The sequence below is a fragment of the Bacillus cereus group sp. Bc031 genome (assembly GCF_027716265.1).
Taxonomy (GTDB): Bacteria; Bacillota; Bacilli; order Bacillales; family Bacillaceae_G; genus Bacillus_A; species Bacillus_A paranthracis.
In genome coordinates this window covers 79,065-97,603 of the sequence record NZ_JAQFUL010000010.1, presented here as the reverse complement: position 1 = coordinate 97,603, position 18,539 = coordinate 79,065, and the positions used below count along the sequence as shown (strand labels likewise).

Below are 18,539 nucleotides of genomic sequence, written 5' to 3'. Positions count from 1 at the left end.
TTGATACCCGCTGTTTGTGCACAACCACCTGATCCAGGATATACATGGGCTAAATGTTTTGGTACTTGGAAAATCGTTGCATCTAAAATACGAATTCGTTGAAAATACGTGAGCGCCGCGCTTGAAATGGCCGATGTTTCACAGATTTTACTTTTCCATAATGCCGAAAAAATATATTTCAAAAATTCAACCGCTTTTTTATCAAAGCGTTTATTGAGTCCTTCTGGACTCATAAGAGTGCCTGTGGCCGCATGTAATTGACTGCATAGTCGAACAAGCGAGTCATTCGCTGTACGTTGACTTACCCAAATACATATGGTAGCTAATTCATTTCCAGAAAACTTTCGTTTTCTTTTTACAAAACCTAATTCTTTTGCGAGTTCTTCCAAAAGAGAAGGGGTTAAATGACGATACAGTTCTTCAGAAAATAGTTGTAATTCATCTTGAATCGAAAGATTCATAAAAAATGTCACCCTTTCTAGCTAGCTTTTTAGAAAGAATAACGTTTTTTGTCACTTGGGGGTAGTGAAAATTCTTAAGTTGATGGGCATGCTGAGACACCCCAAACAGCACTTATCCATCCTTGTGCTTTTGCGCGGTCTTTCGCTTCGTCATATAAGTCACCAATGATTGTCATAGTAATTGGCATGACAGCACCAGCACCTAAACCTTGAAGGGCACGAAAGACGATAAGTTGTTCCATCGATGTAACGACACCGCAAAGTGCAGAGCCGACTAAAAAGATTGTAGCTCCGATGAGTAGAACTTTTTTACGGCCGAATAAATCAGCTAGCTTTCCGTATATTGGAGTTGAAACCGCTGTGGCAAGCATGTAAATTGCGTAAACCCAGCTAACAAGTTCAACGCCGGATAAATCACTCGTTATACGAGGGATCGCTGTACTAACAATCGTTCCTTCTACAGCAGAAAGAAACGTCATTAGCATTAAAGACATCATGACTTTTTTTCGCATATGATTTCCCCTTACCCTTTTTCAAATATTCAACAATATAAAATATAAAGCTACTAAGGTATATAAAGCAATAAAAAGGCACTGGGAAGTTAAGGGGAGGGGATATTTGTCGTTTTTTGTCGGTAAGTCGATATATTTGAAAAATCGCCGATATAATTTCATGTACCTATAAAAAAAGAAACAGGAATCCCTGTTTCTCAGTTTAATATTGCATTTTTGCATTTTCTCCAGCTGTTGTTCCGGCAATTCTACCAGTAACGAGAGCAGATGTAATGTTATAGCCACCAGTATAACCGTGAATATCAAGAACTTCCCCGCAGAAATATAAGCCGTTCGTGAATTTAGACGACATTTCTTTCGGGTTAATTTCTTTAACGGATACACCGCCGCCAGTAACGAATGCTTTTTCAATTGACTGCGTACCATTTACATTTACAGTAAATTCTTTAAAGTCTTTCACAAGTGCACGAATCTTCTCGTGAGAAACTTGTCCAGCTTGCTCGCTGCCATCAATTTCATTTTTTTCTAATAAGAATAGGAAGTAACGTTCAGGAACATAACCTTTTAACACGTTTTTAATTCCTTTTTTCGGATCTTCCTTCATTTGTTTCAGCATGCGCTGGAATAGTTGTTCACTATTTTCTTCTGGCAATGCATCGATGCTCATTTGCACTGTATTCGTTTTGAACTTTTTCAGTGCTTTTACAACGAATTGACTACAGCGAAGGGCAGCAGGACCAGATAGGCCGAAATGGGTGAAGAGCATGTCCATTTTGTGAGAAATGATAGCCTTTCCTTTCGGGTTTAATACACTTAAGTTTACGTCTCGTAAAGCAAGTCCTTGCAGTGAACGGTCTCGAATAAATGGTTCGTTTGAAAGGATTGGTACTTCTGTTGGGAATAATTCTGTAATTGTATGACCAGCTTTTTCTGCCCAAGCATATCCGTCTCCAGTAGAACCAGTTTGAGGAACAGATTTTCCGCCAACAGCGATAACGACGTGATTTGTTTCTAGCACTTCGCCAGTCTTTAGTACGACTGCTTTCGTTTGACCATTTTCATATTCAATCGTTTCAACAGGTGTATTCGTGCGGATCTTTACACCTAAATCTTTTAATCGTGTTAAAAGTGCGTCTACTACCGATTGGGCTTTATTTGAAACAGGGAACATGCGGCCATGATCCTCTTCTTTCAATTTTACACCGAGATTTTCGAAGAATGTAATAATATCTTCATTATTAAAAATAGAAAAAGCGCTGTATAAGAAGCGGCCATTTCCTGGTATATGTTTAACGATCTCATCAAGTGGTAGACGGTTCGTTACGTTACAGCGGCCGCCACCAGAAATCGCAAGTTTACGCCCTAGTTTATTTCCTTTATCAAGAAGTAAGACGCTTGCGCCTTCTTCTGCAGCACCGATTGCAGCCATTAGCCCAGAAGGCCCACCGCCGATGACAATAACATCATAATGCATAATATATCGACCTCATTTTCTACATTTCCTGCCTAAAAGAATAGCATGTTTTCCCTTAAAAGAAAAATAGAGTGAAGTACTGCTTAAGGAGAGAATTGTGGTACAATACAAAAGTTAGAGTTCAGCACTATCCTGCTATTTGTGGGCCATAGGACTAAAACCTTAAGAGTTAGGGGAAGTCTAATAGTTCTCGAATGCTCGAATAGTTCAATTTATTATAGTTTCACTTTACCCCGCATTAACGGGCAGTAAGGCTCCCACCTTAAAGTTTGCTTAGGTCAAAGAAGTAGGTGGGAGATTAACTGCCCCTAAATGCCCGATTGGTTCAACTAATAATCAGTGGGGAAGAACACCCCACTGATTAAAGTTTCACTTTATGTAGATGTAGGAGGATTTTTGTATGTCCGATTCGAAATTTCTGCGCGGAACGCTTATCGTTACGTTAGGGACATTTTTAGTGAAGTTCTTAGGCATGATTTACGTCTTTCCGTTTCATGCATTAGTAGGGACAGAAGGCGGAACGCTCTATACATATGGATACATTCCATATACGATCTTTTTAAGTATTGCAACGGCAGGGGTGCCGCTTGCTGTTTCAAAATTCGTTTCAAAATATAATGCGCTTGGCGATTATAAAACGAGCCGGAGAATGTTCCGCTCGGGAATGGTTATGATGATAGTAACAGGAGTTCTTTCATTCCTAGTACTGTACATGACGGCGCCGTTGTTTGCAGAAGCAATGCTTGGTAAACAAAGTGTACACAGTAATATAGGAGAAGTTACGACGATTATTCGTCTTGTAAGTTTTGCGCTTATTGTTGTGCCGGCAGCGAGTTTAATTCGTGGTTATTTCCAAGGTCACCAATCGATGGGACCAACTACTGTTTCGCAAATTATTGAACAAATTATTCGTATCGTCTTTTTATTAGCGGGTAGTTTTATCGTTATTAAAGTACTTGGTGGTACAGTTGCAACAGCAGTTGGGGTAGCGACATTTGCTGCATTCGTTTCAGCAGTTGGAGCGCTCGGTGTACTCATTTGGTACTGGCTAAAACGTAAAAAACATTTGGATCAATATTTAATTGAACAAACTGTACCAGAATCGACAGTGAGTACTGTTCAATTATTTAAAGAATTATTTGCATATGCGATTCCTTACGTTGTAATTGGGTTAACAATTCCTTTATATCAACAAATTGATACATTGACATTTAACTCAATTATGCAAGCGATTGGCCAAGGTGATATTGCAGAGCGAGCGCTCGGTATTTTCACAATGTGGACGCATAAATTAATTATGATTCCTGTATCACTTGCGACAGCGTTTAGTTTAACGCTCGTACCAGCGATTACAAAATCATTTACTGAAAAGCAATACCGTTATTTAAAGTTACAAATTACACAAACATTCCAGGCAAATATGTTCTTAACATTGCCAGCAGTTGTCGGTATTTCATCACTTGCCTATCCGATTTATACTGCATTTTACGATTCAGATCCATTAGGTGGACAAGTATTAATGTGGTATGCACCGGTTGCGTTGTTATTTGCTTTATTTACAGTAACAGCGGCAATTCTGCAAGGTATTAACCAACAAAAGCATGCGATTATCGCACTTATAATGGGTGTTATTTTGAAATTTGTATGTAACGTAATCTTTATTCGTTATTTCGGTACAGTAGGGGCGATTCTAGCAACAGCTATTGGTTTCTTAGCTTCTGTTTGGTACACAAATCAACAAATTAAAAAATACGCACACTATTCATTCGGTGTTGTATATAAGAGAACGTTCCAAATTGCAGTATTAACATTTGTAATGGTTGTGGTCGTAAAACTATCACAATGGGTTCTATCCTTCATGATTTCGCCGGATGGCCGAGTTGGCGCTCTTATTACAGTTGCGATTTGTGCAGGTCTTGGCGGTCTCGTTTACGGATTGTTAGCAATTCGCACAGGAGTACTTGAAAGAGTATTCGGCGGAGAAGCGTTAGAGAAAATCCAACGTAAACTTGGCAATAGATTTAAAATAAAGTTGAAATCAAAAGGGGCGTAATTACGTCCCCTTTTCTATGATAAATAAAGAAGGTGAAAAACATGAGATTAGATAAATTATTAGCAAATATGGGATATGGAAGTAGAAAAGAAGTAAAGAAATTATTGAAAGACGGCGTTGTGAAAATTGATGGAATACCGGTGAAAGATGCAAAGGTTCATGTAAATGTAGAAGAACAAGAAGTTATGATTCACGGTGAAGTCGTGGAATATAAAGAGTTTGTCTACTTAATGATGCATAAACCACAAGGCGTTATTTCAGCTACAGAAGATGATAATCATGAAACGGTAATAGATTTATTAGAGTTAGAAGATGCGATTTTTAATCCGTTCCCAGTGGGAAGACTTGATATTGATACAGAAGGTTTCTTATTAATAACAAATGACGGGAAGTTATCACATCAATTGTTATCTCCGAAAAAGCATGTGCCGAAAAAATATTATGCACACGTTGCAGGAGTAGTAACGGAAGAGGATGTAAAAGAGTTTGCTAAAGGTGTTATTTTAGATGATGGCTATGAGACAAAGCCAGGTGCACTTACAATATTAAAAAGCGATGATATTTCTGAAATCGAGCTTGTCATTACAGAAGGAAAGTTCCATCAAGTGAAGCGTATGTTTGAAGCGGTAGGGAAAAAAGTAGTCTACTTAAAGAGAACAGAGATGGGACCGTTAGTGTTAGATGAAGAGCTAGAACTTGGACAATACCGAGAGCTAACAGATGAAGAAGTAGAGATGTTAAAAACATATCAAGTAGATACTGAGAAATAGTGCTATTTTTAGGTGCAGAAAAGACCCCTTTCTAATGAGTTAGAAAGGGGTATGTATTTATTTACATACAATTATTTTTCGTTATGAGGTCATTCTCACTTTCTTTCCTGTTGTTGTCCACTTACCGCGGCAAGGGCTATACACGAGTTCATTAAACTGCAACACATTTAGATCACGTTGTATCGTTCGCGGTGTGATCCCGAACTCATCTACAAGGTCTTTCGTCGTTACCGTTCCGTTTTCATTGATGTACATATAAATTGATTTAATGCGTGTTAGCATACGAGTAGTTGTAGGTTTCAAGAGAAAACCACTCCTCTACTAGTTTTTTTTGACCCCATTCAGGAAAGAAGGTCGTTACTACCATTGTACTCTACATGATAAAATTCATGCTTTAATCTACTTAAATTTTACAGAAATTTAACAAATATTCATATAGAAAAATATTGGTAGTTGACATTGTATATATGGTCAGTCAACTAACACATAAAATTCTACGTAAAACGCCAAATTCCTGCAAATTTTTTTGAAAAAATAAAAGAAAAACTAATAAGAAATATCTGAAATATTACAATTGTTCGGTATTTGGTTTTCGTATATGGCATAAGAGATTTCGGTTTGTTATGATGAAAGAAACAATATAGTGAAGGATGGATGCGTGATGTCAGCAATTAATTGGACAGAAGAAGTTGCAAAACGAAAAGATGATTTAATTCGTGATACACAACAATTTTTACAAATTAAAAGTGTATGGGAAGAAGAATCGGCGAAAGAGGGCGCACCATTCGGTGAAGGTGTAGAAAAAGCTTTATCTTTCATGTTACATAAAGGAGAAACGGAAGGCTTTACTTCTAAAAATTTAGAAGGGTATGCAGGTCATCTTGAAATGGGACAAGGAGAAGAATTAGTAGGTATTCTTTGTCACGTTGATGTTGTACCAGAAGGAGATGGCTGGACGACTCCTGCATATAGTGCAGATATTCGTGATGGGAAGATTTTTGCACGTGGTGCAATTGACGATAAAGGCCCAACGATGGCAGCTTACTATGCGATGAAAATTGTGAAAGAATTAGGTTTACCTCTTTCAAAACATGTTCGTATGATTTTAGGAACAGATGAGGAAAGCAATTGGAAATGTGTAGATCACTACTTTAAAAACGAAGAAATGCCAACAATCGGTTTTGCGCCAGACGCGGACTTTCCAATTATTAATGCAGAAAAAGGAATTTCTGATATACAAGTTGTGCAAAATGGTAGTGAAGAGAATAAAGGTACATATGAACTTGTTTCATTTGAGTCAGGTCGCCGTTTAAATATGGTTCCTGATTTTGCAGAAGCGGTTGTTACAGGAGAAGATGTAAATGCACTTACAGTAGCATATGAAGAGTATTTACAAACTGCTAAAAAAATAGGTGAAGCAATTGTAGAAGGTAATACAGTAACGTTGCAAATTAAAGGAATTTCAGCTCACGGATCTACTCCTGAAAAAGGAGAAAATGCAGGTTTATTACTGGCAAACTTCTTAACGAAAGTTGCTCTTGATGGAAAAGGGGAATCGTTTGTATCGTTTGCAACAGAAACATTTACAGGAGATACTTTAGGAGAGAAAGCTGGTATTTCTTATAAAGACGATATTAGTGGTCCGTTAACAGTGAATGTTGGTCGCCTTTCTTATACGAAAGAAAATGGTGGCAATTTAGGATTAAACGTACGTTACCCAGTTACGACTAACTTTGAAGAAATGATTGCAAAGTTAAAAGAATATGTGGGTACTCATGGATTTGAAGTAGCTGATTATTCAAACTCTCGTCCGCATCACGTTGATAAAGACCACGTATTAATTCGTACGTTGCAGCGCGTATATGAAGAACAAACAGGTGAAAAAGCAGAACTATTAGCAATTGGCGGTGGTACTTACGCTCGTTCGTTAAAAGCTGGTGTTGCATTTGGCCCATTGTTCCCTGGAAAAGAAGAACTTGCGCATCAAAAAGATGAGTATATTGAAATTGAAGACTTATTAAAAGCAACAGCAATTTACGCGCAAGCAATTTATGAATTAGCGAAGTAATGGATATATAAATAATAAAAGACCGTCCCGATACATTCTTTGGGACGGTTTTCTATTACGTGTCGTTTGTTGGTAAGCAGATGTTCCTTGTCGAAATGTCGATATCATTTCATCTATTAACGCGACCTGAACTTGGTTAGACTTGTAGGGAAGTTAATGGAATGAGATAAGAAAGAAAAGCAACAATAGAAAGAAGGAGAAGATGTACATGGAACTGCATTATTTTGTCGCGATTACGTTACCAAATCATATAAAAGAAATGCTGTCTAACTATAAAGAGGAAATGCAAGAGGAATTACCATTTCGTTCATGGGTACATAAAGAAGACTATCATGTTACCCTTTCGTTTTTAGGTAGTGCGACAGAGGAACAATTAGAAGGAATAAAGAATGGATTACAAACACTTATACAAATGAAAGAACTATCGTTCACATTACAAGGATTTTCAACGTTTGGTATGGAAGACAGGCCGCGTATTTTTTGGGCAAAGGTAAGCGAAAATCAAGATTTGTTTCAATTGCAAAAGCGAGTACATGTTATGTGTGAAGAGAATGGATTTTCTTTAGAAACACGCCCCTATCATCCGCATATTACTGTTGCACGTAAATGGGTAGGAGAAGAAAAGTTTAATTTAGAACATATAAAGGAAGTGCCTGAAATATCATTTCAAGCGGATACGATTACTTTATACGAATCTCACGTAAAGGAGACACTGAAATATAAAGCAATTGCTGAAATAAAATTACAAAAATAGAATGTATGAAAACGTTTTTTATACAGGTGAATATACTATAAAGAACAATGTGTTACTGTATAGGGCTTCGCTGATAAGAAAAGCCTTATCATTTGCAGCTCGTTTCATTTTAACTTTAAGAATGATGGTGATTTTTTTATGTTGAAAGTAAAACGTCCATTTGATGCCTATTTAGATGAAATGAATAAAATTACAATTTTGCTCCCACATGCGTATGGAACAAGTCGGACATTTCGTTTGCAAGAAGGAAGTAACGTGAAAGATTTACCGATTGCTCATACAATTGCGCTTCCGGATGCAACGAAGTATGAGTGCTTTATAGAAGAGCCGCTAGATGTGGGGAAGTATTATACAGTACGAGATGAACGGAATGAAGAAACAGATTTACAAATAGGTGCTGTCATAAGAACAGCGATTTTCGATGAAAAGTATTATTACGAAGGTACAGATTTAGGGGCAGTACACCAAAAGGAAGCAACTACATTTAAAGTATGGGCTCCAACTGCGAGGCTTGCGAAAGTAAGAATTTATAAAAGTGATAAAGAATATACCGATCACGAAATGCACAGAGAAGAAAATGGGGTATGGGCTCATACATTACAAGGCGATTTAGCCGGAGAAAAGTATACATTTCTTGTTTGTATAAATTTAATATGGAACGAAGCTGTGGATCCTTATGCAAAATCAGTGACTGTAAATGGGAAGTACGGCGTTGTTATTGATTTGGAAAAGACGAATGTAACAAAGCGAGGGCAATTACCACCTTTACAAGCAATGACAGACGCCATATTGTATGAACTGCATATTCGTGATGCTACTATTCATCCGAATAGTGGAGTGAGTAAAAAAGGAACATATAAAGGGCTAATGGAAGAAGGAACAACAGGACAAAATGGGACGTTAACAGGTTTGTCTCATATAAAAGATTTAGGTGTTACACATGTTGAACTATTACCTTTATATTGTTTCGGTGGTGTAGATGAGGCAAACCCTTCCTCTGCGTATAATTGGGGTTACAATCCATTATATTACAACGCACCAACGGGATTTTATGCTACAAATCCTTCTGACCCGTATAACAGGATCGTAGAGTGTAAACAGCTGATTGAAACATTTCATGAGCACGGTATTAGAGTGATTATAGATGTTGTATATAATCATGTGTATGAAAGAGAGCTATCGTCATTTGAAAAGCTTGTTCCAGGATATTATTTTCGTCATGGTGAAAATGGTATGCCCTCTAATGGGACGGGAGTCGGAAATGATATAGCATCTGAACGGAAAATGATGAGGAAATTCATTGTAGAGTCTATTTTATATTGGCTTACAGAGTACAATGTTGATGGATTTCGGTTCGACTTAATGGGAATTTTAGATGTTGATACAATCAATATAATAGAAAAAGAAGTGCGAAACATAAAGCGAGATGCACTGCTATTAGGAGAAGGATGGGATCTACAAACACCACTTCCTCTAGAGGAAAAAGCAACGTTAAATAACGCAAAGAAAATGCCGCATATTGCGCAATTTAATGATCAATTTCGTGATGGGATAAAAGGGAGTACCTTTCATATAAATAAACGTGGTTTTGCATTTGGTGGGTATGTAGACTGTAATCATTTGCAGTATATTGCATCAGGAAGCCTTTTGAGTATGAAAGAAACAGGTTTGTTTCTAGAGCCTGTGCAAAGCATTAACTATGTAGAATGTCATGACAATATGACGATGTGGGATAAACTAATGCGCAGTAATGAAGAGTCGGAAGAGATTTTGAAAAAACGTCACGTGCTAGCAACTGCAATGGTGATTCTGTCGCAAGGCATCCCTTTCTTACATGCTGGGCAAGAGTTTTATCGTACGAAGCAAGGAAATGAAAATAGTTATAATGCAAATGATGAAATCAATCAATTAGATTGGGATCGAAAAGAGAAAGAAATAGAGACCGTTAACTATATAAAAGGTTTAATTGCGATTCGTAAAGAGCACGGAGCATTCCGGTTACAAAATGCAGACCTAATAAAAAAGTATATGACTTTTTTGCAAACATCTCCAGAAGTACTTGCATATCATTTAGAAAATGTAGAGTCATTTGGACCGTGGAAAGAAATTGTCGTTTTATTTAATAGCAGTTTAGAAGCGAAAACGGTGCAACTGTCGAAAGAAGAAACGTGGCATGTGTTAGTAAACGAAAAGCAAGCGAAAATAGAGCCAATTTCTTCATTTAGAGGAAAGGAACTTAGGCTCGCTCCGATTAGCACGTATATATTGACGATAATGTGACAAATCGCTACTTGACGATGAGAATGTAATAAATGTAGAATTGACAAAGGTGACGATTTTGATAAGTTGTCATTCTATGGCTGGTTTTGTAAAATAAAATAGAGAATTTTTGGCTTATGCCAAGTTTTCTTTTCATTTACAGTAAAATATATATGAATCCACAACATGTGTAGAAATGTTGCGGTTTTTCTTTTCATAACTATAAAAGATAAGGATTTGTTAACGGGTAATGAATATGGAATGGTTGGAACAATTATTAGGAAAAGAGTGGAGTCTTGTACCGGCTGGTGGAGTAACGGGCGATGCATATATTGCGCAAAACGGACAACAGAAGTTATTTTTAAAGCGGAATACATCGCCCTTTTTAGCGGTATTGTCAGCAGAAGGAATTGTTCCAAAATTACTTTGGACAAGAAGGGTAACGAACGGTGATGTAATTTCTGCTCAAAAATGGCTTCCGGGACAGAAGTTAGAGCCAGAGGATATGAAACTAGAACGTGTTGCGAAACTTTTGAAGAAAATACACTCCTCTAAAGCACTTGTGCAGATGATTCAGAGACTTGGGAAGCAGCCGCTTCACGCACAAGAGTTATTACAACAACTGCAACTTGTTTTAAGAGGAGATATAAGGGATGAGGAAACAATTCAACAAGGTCTTCAATATTTAATGGATTCATTAAAAGATATTGAATACAACGAATTCGTTGTATGCCATTGTGATGTAAACCATAACAATTGGCTATTGTCGGATGAAGATGAGTTGTTTTTAATTGATTGGGATGGAGCTGTAATTGCTGACCCAGCTCTAGACCTCGGTATGTTATTATATTGGTACATTCCGCGCCAAGAATGGAGTGAGTGGCTCGGTTACTATGATATTGAAATGGATGAATCGCTGCTTAAACGTATGAGATGGTATGTGATAGCACAAACGATTTTGTCTATTCAATGGCATACAACAAAAAAACAGCAAGCAGAAGCTGAATATTGGCATCAATATTTACAGCAACTACTTGCTTCAGAGTAATACTTAAGAAAAATTGTCCATTCCAGCAATCCACTGAGTAAGTTGTTCTTGATTATTGGAAATGTGGTTGTCCAAATTAGAGGAAGATTTACCCGATTGACTATAAGAATATACATCGTTTAGCATTGCTTTAGCGTCACTACTTATATTATCGTTTGCGAGTAACGATTGAATGAGACGCTCTAATTGCTCGCATTCAGAAACTGTCCCGCAACAATCACTTTGGTGATTGACTAAAATATCTTTCAGCACTTCTAATTGATGTTGTTGATTAATTGGCATGAACGGATCATCCTTTCGATTGTTTTTCTCTTCTTAGAAAAGTAAGAGAAAAAGCTGTTTCGTCATGGAATGTTTAATGCTGTATGTAGTTTTTATCAAAATGGTACATCTTATACTTGAAAGAAACGGACCGAGTGCTCGTACGTACTTGGTTTTTTGTTTGGTAGATTGATTAAAAACAGAAAGAAGGAATTATTCCTTTAAAATAGCTATGTAAAGAGAGGGAAACATCTATGCGTTTAAGACATAAACCATATGCAATGGATCGAATTAATGAGTATTCACATATCGTAATCGGAAACCCAGAGGAGCGCGCTGGTAACTGGAAAGAAGTGTTTGGAAATGAGCAACCCATTCACATCGAAGTAGGTACAGGTCGTGGCCGCTTTATGTATGATATGGCAAAAGCCAATCCACATATTAATTATATTGGAATTGAAAAATTCACAAGTGTTGTTGTAGATGCACTGGATAAATTAATTGAAGAAGAATTACCGAACTTAAAGTTAATTAATAAAGATGCTGAAGATTTAACAGTTTTCTTTGCAAAAGGTGAGATCGATCGCGTGTATTTAAACTTCTCAGATCCATGGCCAAAGAAACGTCATACGAAGCGTCGTTTAACGTACAAAACGTTTTTACGCAATTATGAAGAAGTGTTAGTAGAAGGCGGAGAAATTCATTTCAAAACAGATAACCAAGGTTTATTTGAATATTCTCTTATGAGTATGGCGGAGTATGGTATGTTACTAACTTACTTAAGCTTAGATCTTCATAACAGCGACTTTGAAGGTAACATTATGACTGAGTACGAAGAGAAATTCTCTAGTAAAGGTCATCGCATTTACCGAGTAGAAGCAAAATATCGTACAGAGCCTATGCAGTAATGCATAGGTTTTTTTTGTGTCTAAAATAATCAGAATTTTATGTTAGTATTGTAAGAAAAGGGGGATGAAAAATGGAACAGTTACAAGTTGGAGATATAAAAGTGACGTGGCTAAAAGGTGGGAACACACATTTAGATGGAGGAGCAATGTTTGGCGTTGTACCGAAAGTACTTTGGTCACGTAAATATAAACATAATGATACAAATCATATTTATTTACGAACAGATCCGTTACTTTTACAAACGAAAGATGGCAACATACTCATTGATTCTGGTATAGGAAATGGTAAATTGAATGAAAAGATGAAGCGGAATCAAGGTGTAACGGAAGAGTCGTCAGTTGAGAATTTTTTAGAAAAGCTGGGACTAAAGCCTGAAGATATTCATTACGTTTTAATGACGCACCTTCACTTTGATCATGCATCTGGTTTAACGAAATGGGAAGGCGATCAACTTGTACCAAATTTTCCAAATGCGAAAGTTTATGTAAGTGAAACAGAGTGGAATGAAATGAGAAATCCAAATATTAGATCCCGTAATACATATTGGAAGGAAAATTGGGAGCCAATTGTAGACCAAGTTGTTACGTTTCAGCAAGAAATAGAAATTACGGATGAAATAAAAATGGCGCATACGGGAGGCCATAGTGACGGACACGCAGTGATCGCTTTAGAAAGCAAAGGGGAAACGATGCTGCATTTAGCAGACCTATTGCCGACGCACGCCCATCAAAATGTATTATGGGTCATGGCTTATGATGATTATCCGATGACATCGATTGAAAATAAGCAAAAGTGGATGAAGTATGGTGCTGAAAACGATGCTTGGTTCACTTTTTATCATGACGCGTATTATCGCGCAGTAAAGTGGAATGAGGAAGGTCATATCGTAGAAAAAATAGAACGGAAAACGGGTATAGAAGCATAAAAATGGGAGGGTGTTCCAGCAGTCTGTTGGAGCAGTCTCCTTTTTGTTGTCGTTTTTTGTCGGTAAGTCGATATATTTCAAAAAACGCCGATATAATTTGAGTTACGGTCGATATATTTCAAAAATCGCTGATATATTTGGAGTTGCAGCCGATATATTCGAAAAAACGCCGATATAATTTCAATCACTATCTGCAATTAAAAAATAAGAGGTTCACCTAATGGGAACCCTCCTTTTTATGCTGCTATAACCTCTAAAACAGTACCTGTTTTAGCATCAACTAAAAATTCAAATCGTTCTTGTATATCATTTAACATCGTTGTAAGACCGCCGCGATACACTTCATACGCGACATCATATTTTTCAAATGTCTCTGGAACCATATGTACCCAAGAGCCAGTAATTTCACCTTTATGACTTAATGCTTGTTTTACCATTTTCAATGCTTTTTCTGAAGAAATATGGGATTGTTCTTGTACTTTGTTTGCAACGAAATAACCAGCTGCGAACCCAACGCCAAGACCTGCTACTAAACCTTTCCAGCTCATATATTCACCTCAATTCTATAAAATAAAAATAGTGTACCGATAATAATTATAAAGCAAATACAGCTAAAAAAGAAGAAACTAGAAACATTTCGAAAATTTCGTTACAATAAAAGAGGTATTCTACTAAGGTTTGAAAGAAGGGGACTTCGTGAATAAAGAGACATTACAATTATTTCGTACGTTAACAGAATTACAAGGTGCATCAGGTTTCGAACATGATGTACGCCGTTTTATGAAGCAAGAATTAAGCAAATATGCAGATGAAATTGTACAAGACGGTTTAGGTAGCGTATTTGGTCTGAAAAAAGGGGACGAAACTGGCCCGCGTGTTCTTGTAGCAGGTCATATGGATGAAGTAGGTTTCATGATTACGCAAATTACGAAAAACGGAATGCTTTGTTTTCAACCGTTAGGCGGCTGGTGGAGCCAAGTACTATTAGCTCAGCGCGTTCAAGTTATGACGAAGAATGGCCCTGTTATTGGGGTTGTTGGTTCTATTCCTCCTCATTTATTAAGTGACGCGCAACGTGCAAAACCGATGGATATAAAAAATATGTTAATTGATATAGGCGCAGATAGCTATGAAGATGCGATTGAGATTGGTGTAAAACCAGGACAACAAATCGTGCCAATCTGCCCGTTTACGCCGATGGCAAACGAAAAGAAAATTATGGCGAAAGCTTGGGACAACCGTTATGGATGTGGCCTTGCAATCGAATTACTAAAAGAATTAAAAGACGAAACATTACCAAACACATTGTACTCTGGTGCGACTGTACAAGAAGAAGTTGGTCTTCGCGGTGCTCAAACTGCTGCAAATATGATTCAACCAGATATTTTCTATGCGCTTGATGCAAGCCCAGCTAACGATGCATCTGGTGACAAAACACAGTTCGGTCAATTAGGAAAAGGTGCTCTTCTTCGTATTTATGACCGTACGATGGTAACGCATAGAGGAATGCGCGAATTCATTTTAGATACAGCAGAAACACACAACATTCCGTACCAATACTTTATTTCACAAGGTGGTACAGATGCGGGCCGTGTACATACAAGTAACTCAGGTATCCCATCAGCAGTAATTGGTGTTTGCGTACGCTACATTCATACACATGCTTCTATTTTACATGTTGATGACTATGCAGCAGCGAAAGAACTAATTACGAAGCTTGTAAGAGCAACAGATAAAACGACGTTAGAGACAATTAAGAATAACGCGTAGAGAAGAAGGGCGAAAAACCCTTCTTTTTTTAGATTGAATAGATGCTCGAGCGATATATGGTAGCGGTCAGTGCTTAATTGATTCTCGTACGGGGATTAAAACCCCGGGTAGGAAGTGAGAGTAAGGTTGCTTTTGAGTTCGAGGTCCGCAATGTTGTGAGAAAAACTCTTCTTTTTCAGAGTGAAGAGACAAACAAGCGATGTGTGGTGGCCGTGCTCCCGTGTATAAAGAACAATTTGATTAAGGGAAAATGATAAATTTTTATAGAGGTGAATGAAATGAAAGTAGTAGTTGGATCGAAGAATAAAACGAAGGTTGGAGCTGTGGAGAAGGTTTGGAAAGATGCCGAAATTACATCTCTTTCTGTTCCTTCAGGAGTAGCAGCACAACCGTTTTCAGATGAAGAGACGATGCAAGGAGCGATCAATAGAGCGAAGCGAGCGCTAGAGGAAGGGGAAGCTCAAATTGGCATTGGACTAGAAGGCGGCGTGATGAAAACGGAGTACGGTTTATTTATGTGTAATTGGGGCGCACTAGCAACAAGTGATGGTAAAACATTCGTTGCCGGCGGGGCGCGTATTACGTTACCGGATGATTTTTTAGCACCTCTTGAAGAGGGCAAGGAGTTAAGTGAAGTGATGGAAGAGTTTGTACAGAGAAAAGATATTCGTAGTCATGAAGGTGCTATCGGTATTTTTACGGATGATTATGTGGACCGTACGGAATTATTTGTACACGTTGTTAAGTTACTTGTTGGGCAATATAAGTATGATGAAAAGCAAGCATAAACCTTGCACCGTGCGCGATGTATGGTAGTATAAAGGAAAGATTATAACATGAAAAAATGCACTCGTTAGAGGAGGAAATATAGATGAAATCATTAGAAAGCATGGAGCAATTCCAAGAGTTAAAAAATGAAGAGAATGTAATCTTTATGTTCTCAGCAGAATGGTGTCCAGACTGCCGCTTCGTAGATCCATTTATGCCAGAAGTAGAAGAGAAATATAGTGATTTCTCATTTTACTACGTAGATCGTGATGAGTTTATTGATCTATGCGTAAAATTAGACGTATTTGGCATTCCGAGCTTTGTAGCGTACAATAAAGGTGAAGAAACAGGTCGCTATGTAAACAAAGATCGTAAAACACAAGAACAAATCGAAGAGTTCATTGAAGGTTTAAAATAAGGCAATTTGCCAATTGAATTGTAAAACAACCTCTACCTTCGCGGGGGAGGTTATTTTTTTGGAAGGGAGGAAAAAGAGATGAAGATGACAAGTAAAAAGATGAAAGACGAGTTAATGAAGAGATTATCTCGCCCGGAATGGGACTTTCAGTATGATAGTGAGAAAGAAGTTCTACGTATAGAACAGAAAGACTCAAAAAAAGGTATTAACGTATCGCTTCCAGGAGTTGTAGCAAAATGGGAAGTGAATAAAGAAAAGGCGATTGAAGAGGTTGCCTACTACGTACAAGAAGCGTTAATTGCGATGCATAAGGAAGAAAATAGCGCGGCGAAAATTTTACCTGTTATTCGCTCTACTTCTTTCCCGAAACAAGCAGAAGAAGGAAATCCGTTTATTATGACGGATCATACGGCGGAAACACGTATTTACTATGCGCTAGATTCGAATAAAACATATCGTCTCATTGACGAGCGTTTATTACAAAAATTAGGGCTTACAGAGCAACAAGTACGTGAAATGGCATTATTCAACGCTCGCTCATTAGGTTATGAATTTAAACAAGACACAGTAGCAGGTAATACATTCTACTTTTTAAACACAAATGATGGGTATGATGCCACTCGTATTTTAAACGAATCGTTACTACAATCGATGCGTGAAAAGATTTCTGGTGACATGGTTGTTGCTGTTCCTCACCAAGATGTATTAATTATTGCTGATATCGTCAACGAAATCGGTTATGATATTATTGCACAAATGACAATGAAATTTTTTGCCGAAGGGCATGTTCCGATTACAGCACTTTCATTCGTATATGAAGATGGGGACTTTGAACCAATCTTCATTTTAGCGAAGAATCGGAAGAAGACAGATGGAAAAGAGAAAGGATGAACGAAGTGAACGTTTTTTACAACCTTGAAGGAATTGGTGACACTCTAATTGTTGCCTTACAAGATATTACTTTAGAGAACCGTACTTTTGATCGCAAAGGAGATGTTGCACGCGTATATGACCGTGAAAGCAACGAAACAGCAGGATTCAACATCTTTAATGCATCTTCTTACTTAGAAGTAAAAGAAACAGGTAACCTTACATTAACGAAAGAACTTGTAGAAAAAATTAACGAAATTTTAGCGAAGAACGGCTTTGAAGAAACAGTAGAAGCAGATCTTTCTCCGAAATTTGTTGTAGGCTATGTAGCTGAAAAAGAGAAACACCCAAATGCCGATAAGCTAAGCATCTGTAAAGTAGAAATCGGTACAGAAACATTACAAATCGTATGTGGCGCACCAAACGTTGATGCAGGACAAAAAGTTGTCGTTGCAAAAATCGGCGCTGTAATGCCAAGCGGTATGTTAATCAAGCCAGCTGAGCTTCGCGGAGTTCCTTCTGCTGGAATGATTTGTTCAGCACGTGAATTAGAGCTTCCAGATGCTCCACAAGAAAAAGGTATTCTTGTATTAGAAGATAGCTTTGAAGTTGGACAAGAGTTTAAATTTTAATTGATATAGGAAAAGAGAGGTTGTCCTTTTGGGCAGCCTCTCTTTTCTATTGAATCTTTGATATATTGTGAGTTGTGATAGATATATGTAGAAAATCGTTCATATTCATAAGGATGTCACCTTTTTTCTTAAAATCTATATTGTGTTTTATAAACAAAATAGTTAAAATTTAGAAAAATAGAAGGGGATAGACGTATGAAACAACAACTAAAAATCGCAGAACTTCTGAAACGAATTGAAACTTCAAAACAGCAAGATATCGAGTTAGGTACTTATGAGATATATTTGTTTAGTGAAAATGAATTAGAAAAAGGACAAATTGGTTATCGATATGATAAACATAAAAATTCATTAATAAGTAAAGAACACGGAAAATGGAAAGATGAATGGATTGTTATTGGATATGAAACAGATATGGGAGACCCAGTTTTCGTGAATATCGATGATGATGCGTATCCAGTGTATACGGCAGAGCGTGGTACAGAATTGTGGCAACCCGTTCATATTGGAAATATAGATGAGATTATAAAACAATTATAAAAAACTTTGAGACCGGTGCAAAGTGTAACGGATAGTGTAGATGAGTA

At 37.4% G+C, this 18,539-nt stretch carries 18 protein-coding genes and 2 pseudogenes; 14 read left to right on the top strand and 6 right to left on the bottom strand.

The window, feature by feature from the left end:
* From PDQ33_RS06540 to PDQ33_RS06530, 3 genes and pseudogenes are all read right to left on the bottom strand, one after another.
* Positions 1-461: pseudogene (locus tag PDQ33_RS06540) on the bottom strand (IS4 family transposase); the annotation flags it as partial.
* A gap of 92 nt (positions 462-553) precedes the next feature.
* Positions 554-973 (bottom strand): annotated as a pseudogene (locus PDQ33_RS06535) (MFS transporter); the annotation flags it as partial.
* A 202-nt stretch (positions 974-1,175) separates the two neighbouring features.
* Positions 1,176-2,447, bottom strand: coding sequence for an NAD(P)/FAD-dependent oxidoreductase (locus tag PDQ33_RS06530; RefSeq protein WP_000558878.1), 1,272 nt, complete (start codon positions 2,445-2,447; stop codon positions 1,176-1,178).
* Between the two features lie 400 nt (positions 2,448-2,847).
* Here PDQ33_RS06530 and PDQ33_RS06525 point away from each other — a divergent pair, with 400 nt between their 5' ends.
* Together PDQ33_RS06525 and PDQ33_RS06520 are read left to right on the top strand one after the other, a co-directional pair.
* Entirely contained in the window at positions 2,848-4,500 is a 1,653-nt protein-coding gene (locus PDQ33_RS06525; protein ID WP_270755065.1) for a putative polysaccharide biosynthesis protein, read from the top strand.
* 41 nt (positions 4,501-4,541) lie between these two features.
* Complete coding sequence (locus PDQ33_RS06520; protein WP_001234931.1) at positions 4,542-5,270, top strand: pseudouridine synthase; 729 nt, start codon at positions 4,542-4,544, stop codon at positions 5,268-5,270.
* 81 nt (positions 5,271-5,351) lie between these two features.
* Here the strand turns inward: PDQ33_RS06520 and PDQ33_RS06515 are convergent, their stop codons facing one another.
* Positions 5,352-5,573, bottom strand: coding sequence for a DeoR family transcriptional regulator (locus PDQ33_RS06515; protein WP_000805512.1), 222 nt, complete (start codon positions 5,571-5,573; stop codon positions 5,352-5,354).
* 358 nt (positions 5,574-5,931) lie between these two features.
* Between PDQ33_RS06515 and pepV the strand changes: the two genes are divergently transcribed.
* From pepV to PDQ33_RS06495, 4 genes are all read left to right on the top strand, one after another.
* Complete coding sequence (pepV, locus tag PDQ33_RS06510) at positions 5,932-7,338, top strand: dipeptidase PepV (protein WP_270755068.1); 1,407 nt, start codon at positions 5,932-5,934, stop codon at positions 7,336-7,338.
* 208 nt (positions 7,339-7,546) lie between these two features.
* Positions 7,547-8,092, top strand: a complete 546-nt coding sequence (gene thpR / locus PDQ33_RS06505; protein WP_270755069.1) for an RNA 2',3'-cyclic phosphodiesterase — start codon at positions 7,547-7,549, stop codon at positions 8,090-8,092.
* Between the two features lie 138 nt (positions 8,093-8,230).
* The gene (gene pulA, locus PDQ33_RS06500; RefSeq protein WP_061132032.1) at positions 8,231-10,372 is read left to right on the top strand and encodes a type I pullulanase; all 2,142 of its coding nucleotides are present in this window, start codon (positions 8,231-8,233) and stop codon (positions 10,370-10,372) included.
* A gap of 229 nt (positions 10,373-10,601) precedes the next feature.
* Positions 10,602-11,399, top strand: coding sequence for a phosphotransferase family protein (locus PDQ33_RS06495; protein WP_001055736.1), 798 nt, complete (start codon positions 10,602-10,604; stop codon positions 11,397-11,399).
* Between the two features lie 3 nt (positions 11,400-11,402).
* On the opposite strand, the gene PDQ33_RS06490 is transcribed toward PDQ33_RS06495, so the two are convergent.
* On the bottom strand, positions 11,403-11,681 hold the full coding sequence (locus PDQ33_RS06490; RefSeq protein ID WP_001122234.1) for a YtzH-like family protein: 279 nt from the start codon (positions 11,679-11,681) through the stop codon (positions 11,403-11,405).
* Positions 11,682-11,914: 233 nt separating this feature from the next.
* On the opposite strand from PDQ33_RS06490, the gene trmB reads away from it, so the two are divergent.
* A complete protein-coding gene (gene trmB, locus PDQ33_RS06485; protein WP_001239380.1) occupies positions 11,915-12,568 on the top strand; it encodes a tRNA (guanosine(46)-N7)-methyltransferase TrmB in 654 nt (217 codons plus the stop codon).
* Positions 12,569-12,639: 71 nt separating this feature from the next.
* Complete coding sequence (locus tag PDQ33_RS06480) at positions 12,640-13,494, top strand: YtnP family quorum-quenching lactonase (RefSeq protein WP_270755072.1); 855 nt, start codon at positions 12,640-12,642, stop codon at positions 13,492-13,494.
* A gap of 236 nt (positions 13,495-13,730) precedes the next feature.
* On the opposite strand, the gene PDQ33_RS06475 is transcribed toward PDQ33_RS06480, so the two are convergent.
* Entirely contained in the window at positions 13,731-14,042 is a 312-nt protein-coding gene (locus PDQ33_RS06475) for a PepSY domain-containing protein (protein ID WP_000118540.1), read from the bottom strand.
* Positions 14,043-14,190: 148 nt separating this feature from the next.
* On the opposite strand from PDQ33_RS06475, the gene PDQ33_RS06470 reads away from it, so the two are divergent.
* The 6 genes from PDQ33_RS06470 to PDQ33_RS06445 all read left to right on the top strand — a co-directional run bounded on the left by PDQ33_RS06470 (position 14,191) and on the right by PDQ33_RS06445 (position 18,492).
* Positions 14,191-15,264, top strand: a complete 1,074-nt coding sequence (locus PDQ33_RS06470; protein WP_270755074.1) for a M42 family metallopeptidase — start codon at positions 14,191-14,193, stop codon at positions 15,262-15,264.
* A gap of 278 nt (positions 15,265-15,542) precedes the next feature.
* A complete protein-coding gene (locus PDQ33_RS06465; protein WP_000869929.1) occupies positions 15,543-16,052 on the top strand; it encodes a DUF84 family protein in 510 nt (169 codons plus the stop codon).
* An 83-nt stretch (positions 16,053-16,135) separates the two neighbouring features.
* Positions 16,136-16,450 carry a thioredoxin family protein gene (locus PDQ33_RS06460; RefSeq protein ID WP_000838188.1) on the top strand — a complete coding sequence of 105 codons (315 nt, stop codon included), beginning with the start codon at positions 16,136-16,138 and terminating at the stop codon, positions 16,448-16,450.
* 78 nt (positions 16,451-16,528) lie between these two features.
* Positions 16,529-17,341, top strand: a complete 813-nt coding sequence (locus tag PDQ33_RS06455) for a DUF1444 domain-containing protein (protein ID WP_270755077.1) — start codon at positions 16,529-16,531, stop codon at positions 17,339-17,341.
* A complete protein-coding gene (gene ytpR, locus PDQ33_RS06450; RefSeq protein ID WP_270755080.1) occupies positions 17,338-17,952 on the top strand; it encodes a YtpR family tRNA-binding protein in 615 nt (204 codons plus the stop codon). The genes PDQ33_RS06455 and ytpR overlap by 4 nt, the downstream gene beginning before the upstream one ends.
* A 195-nt stretch (positions 17,953-18,147) precedes the next feature.
* Complete coding sequence (locus PDQ33_RS06445; RefSeq protein WP_000813288.1) at positions 18,148-18,492, top strand: hypothetical protein; 345 nt, start codon at positions 18,148-18,150, stop codon at positions 18,490-18,492.
* The last annotated feature ends 47 nt before the right edge of the window (positions 18,493-18,539 follow it).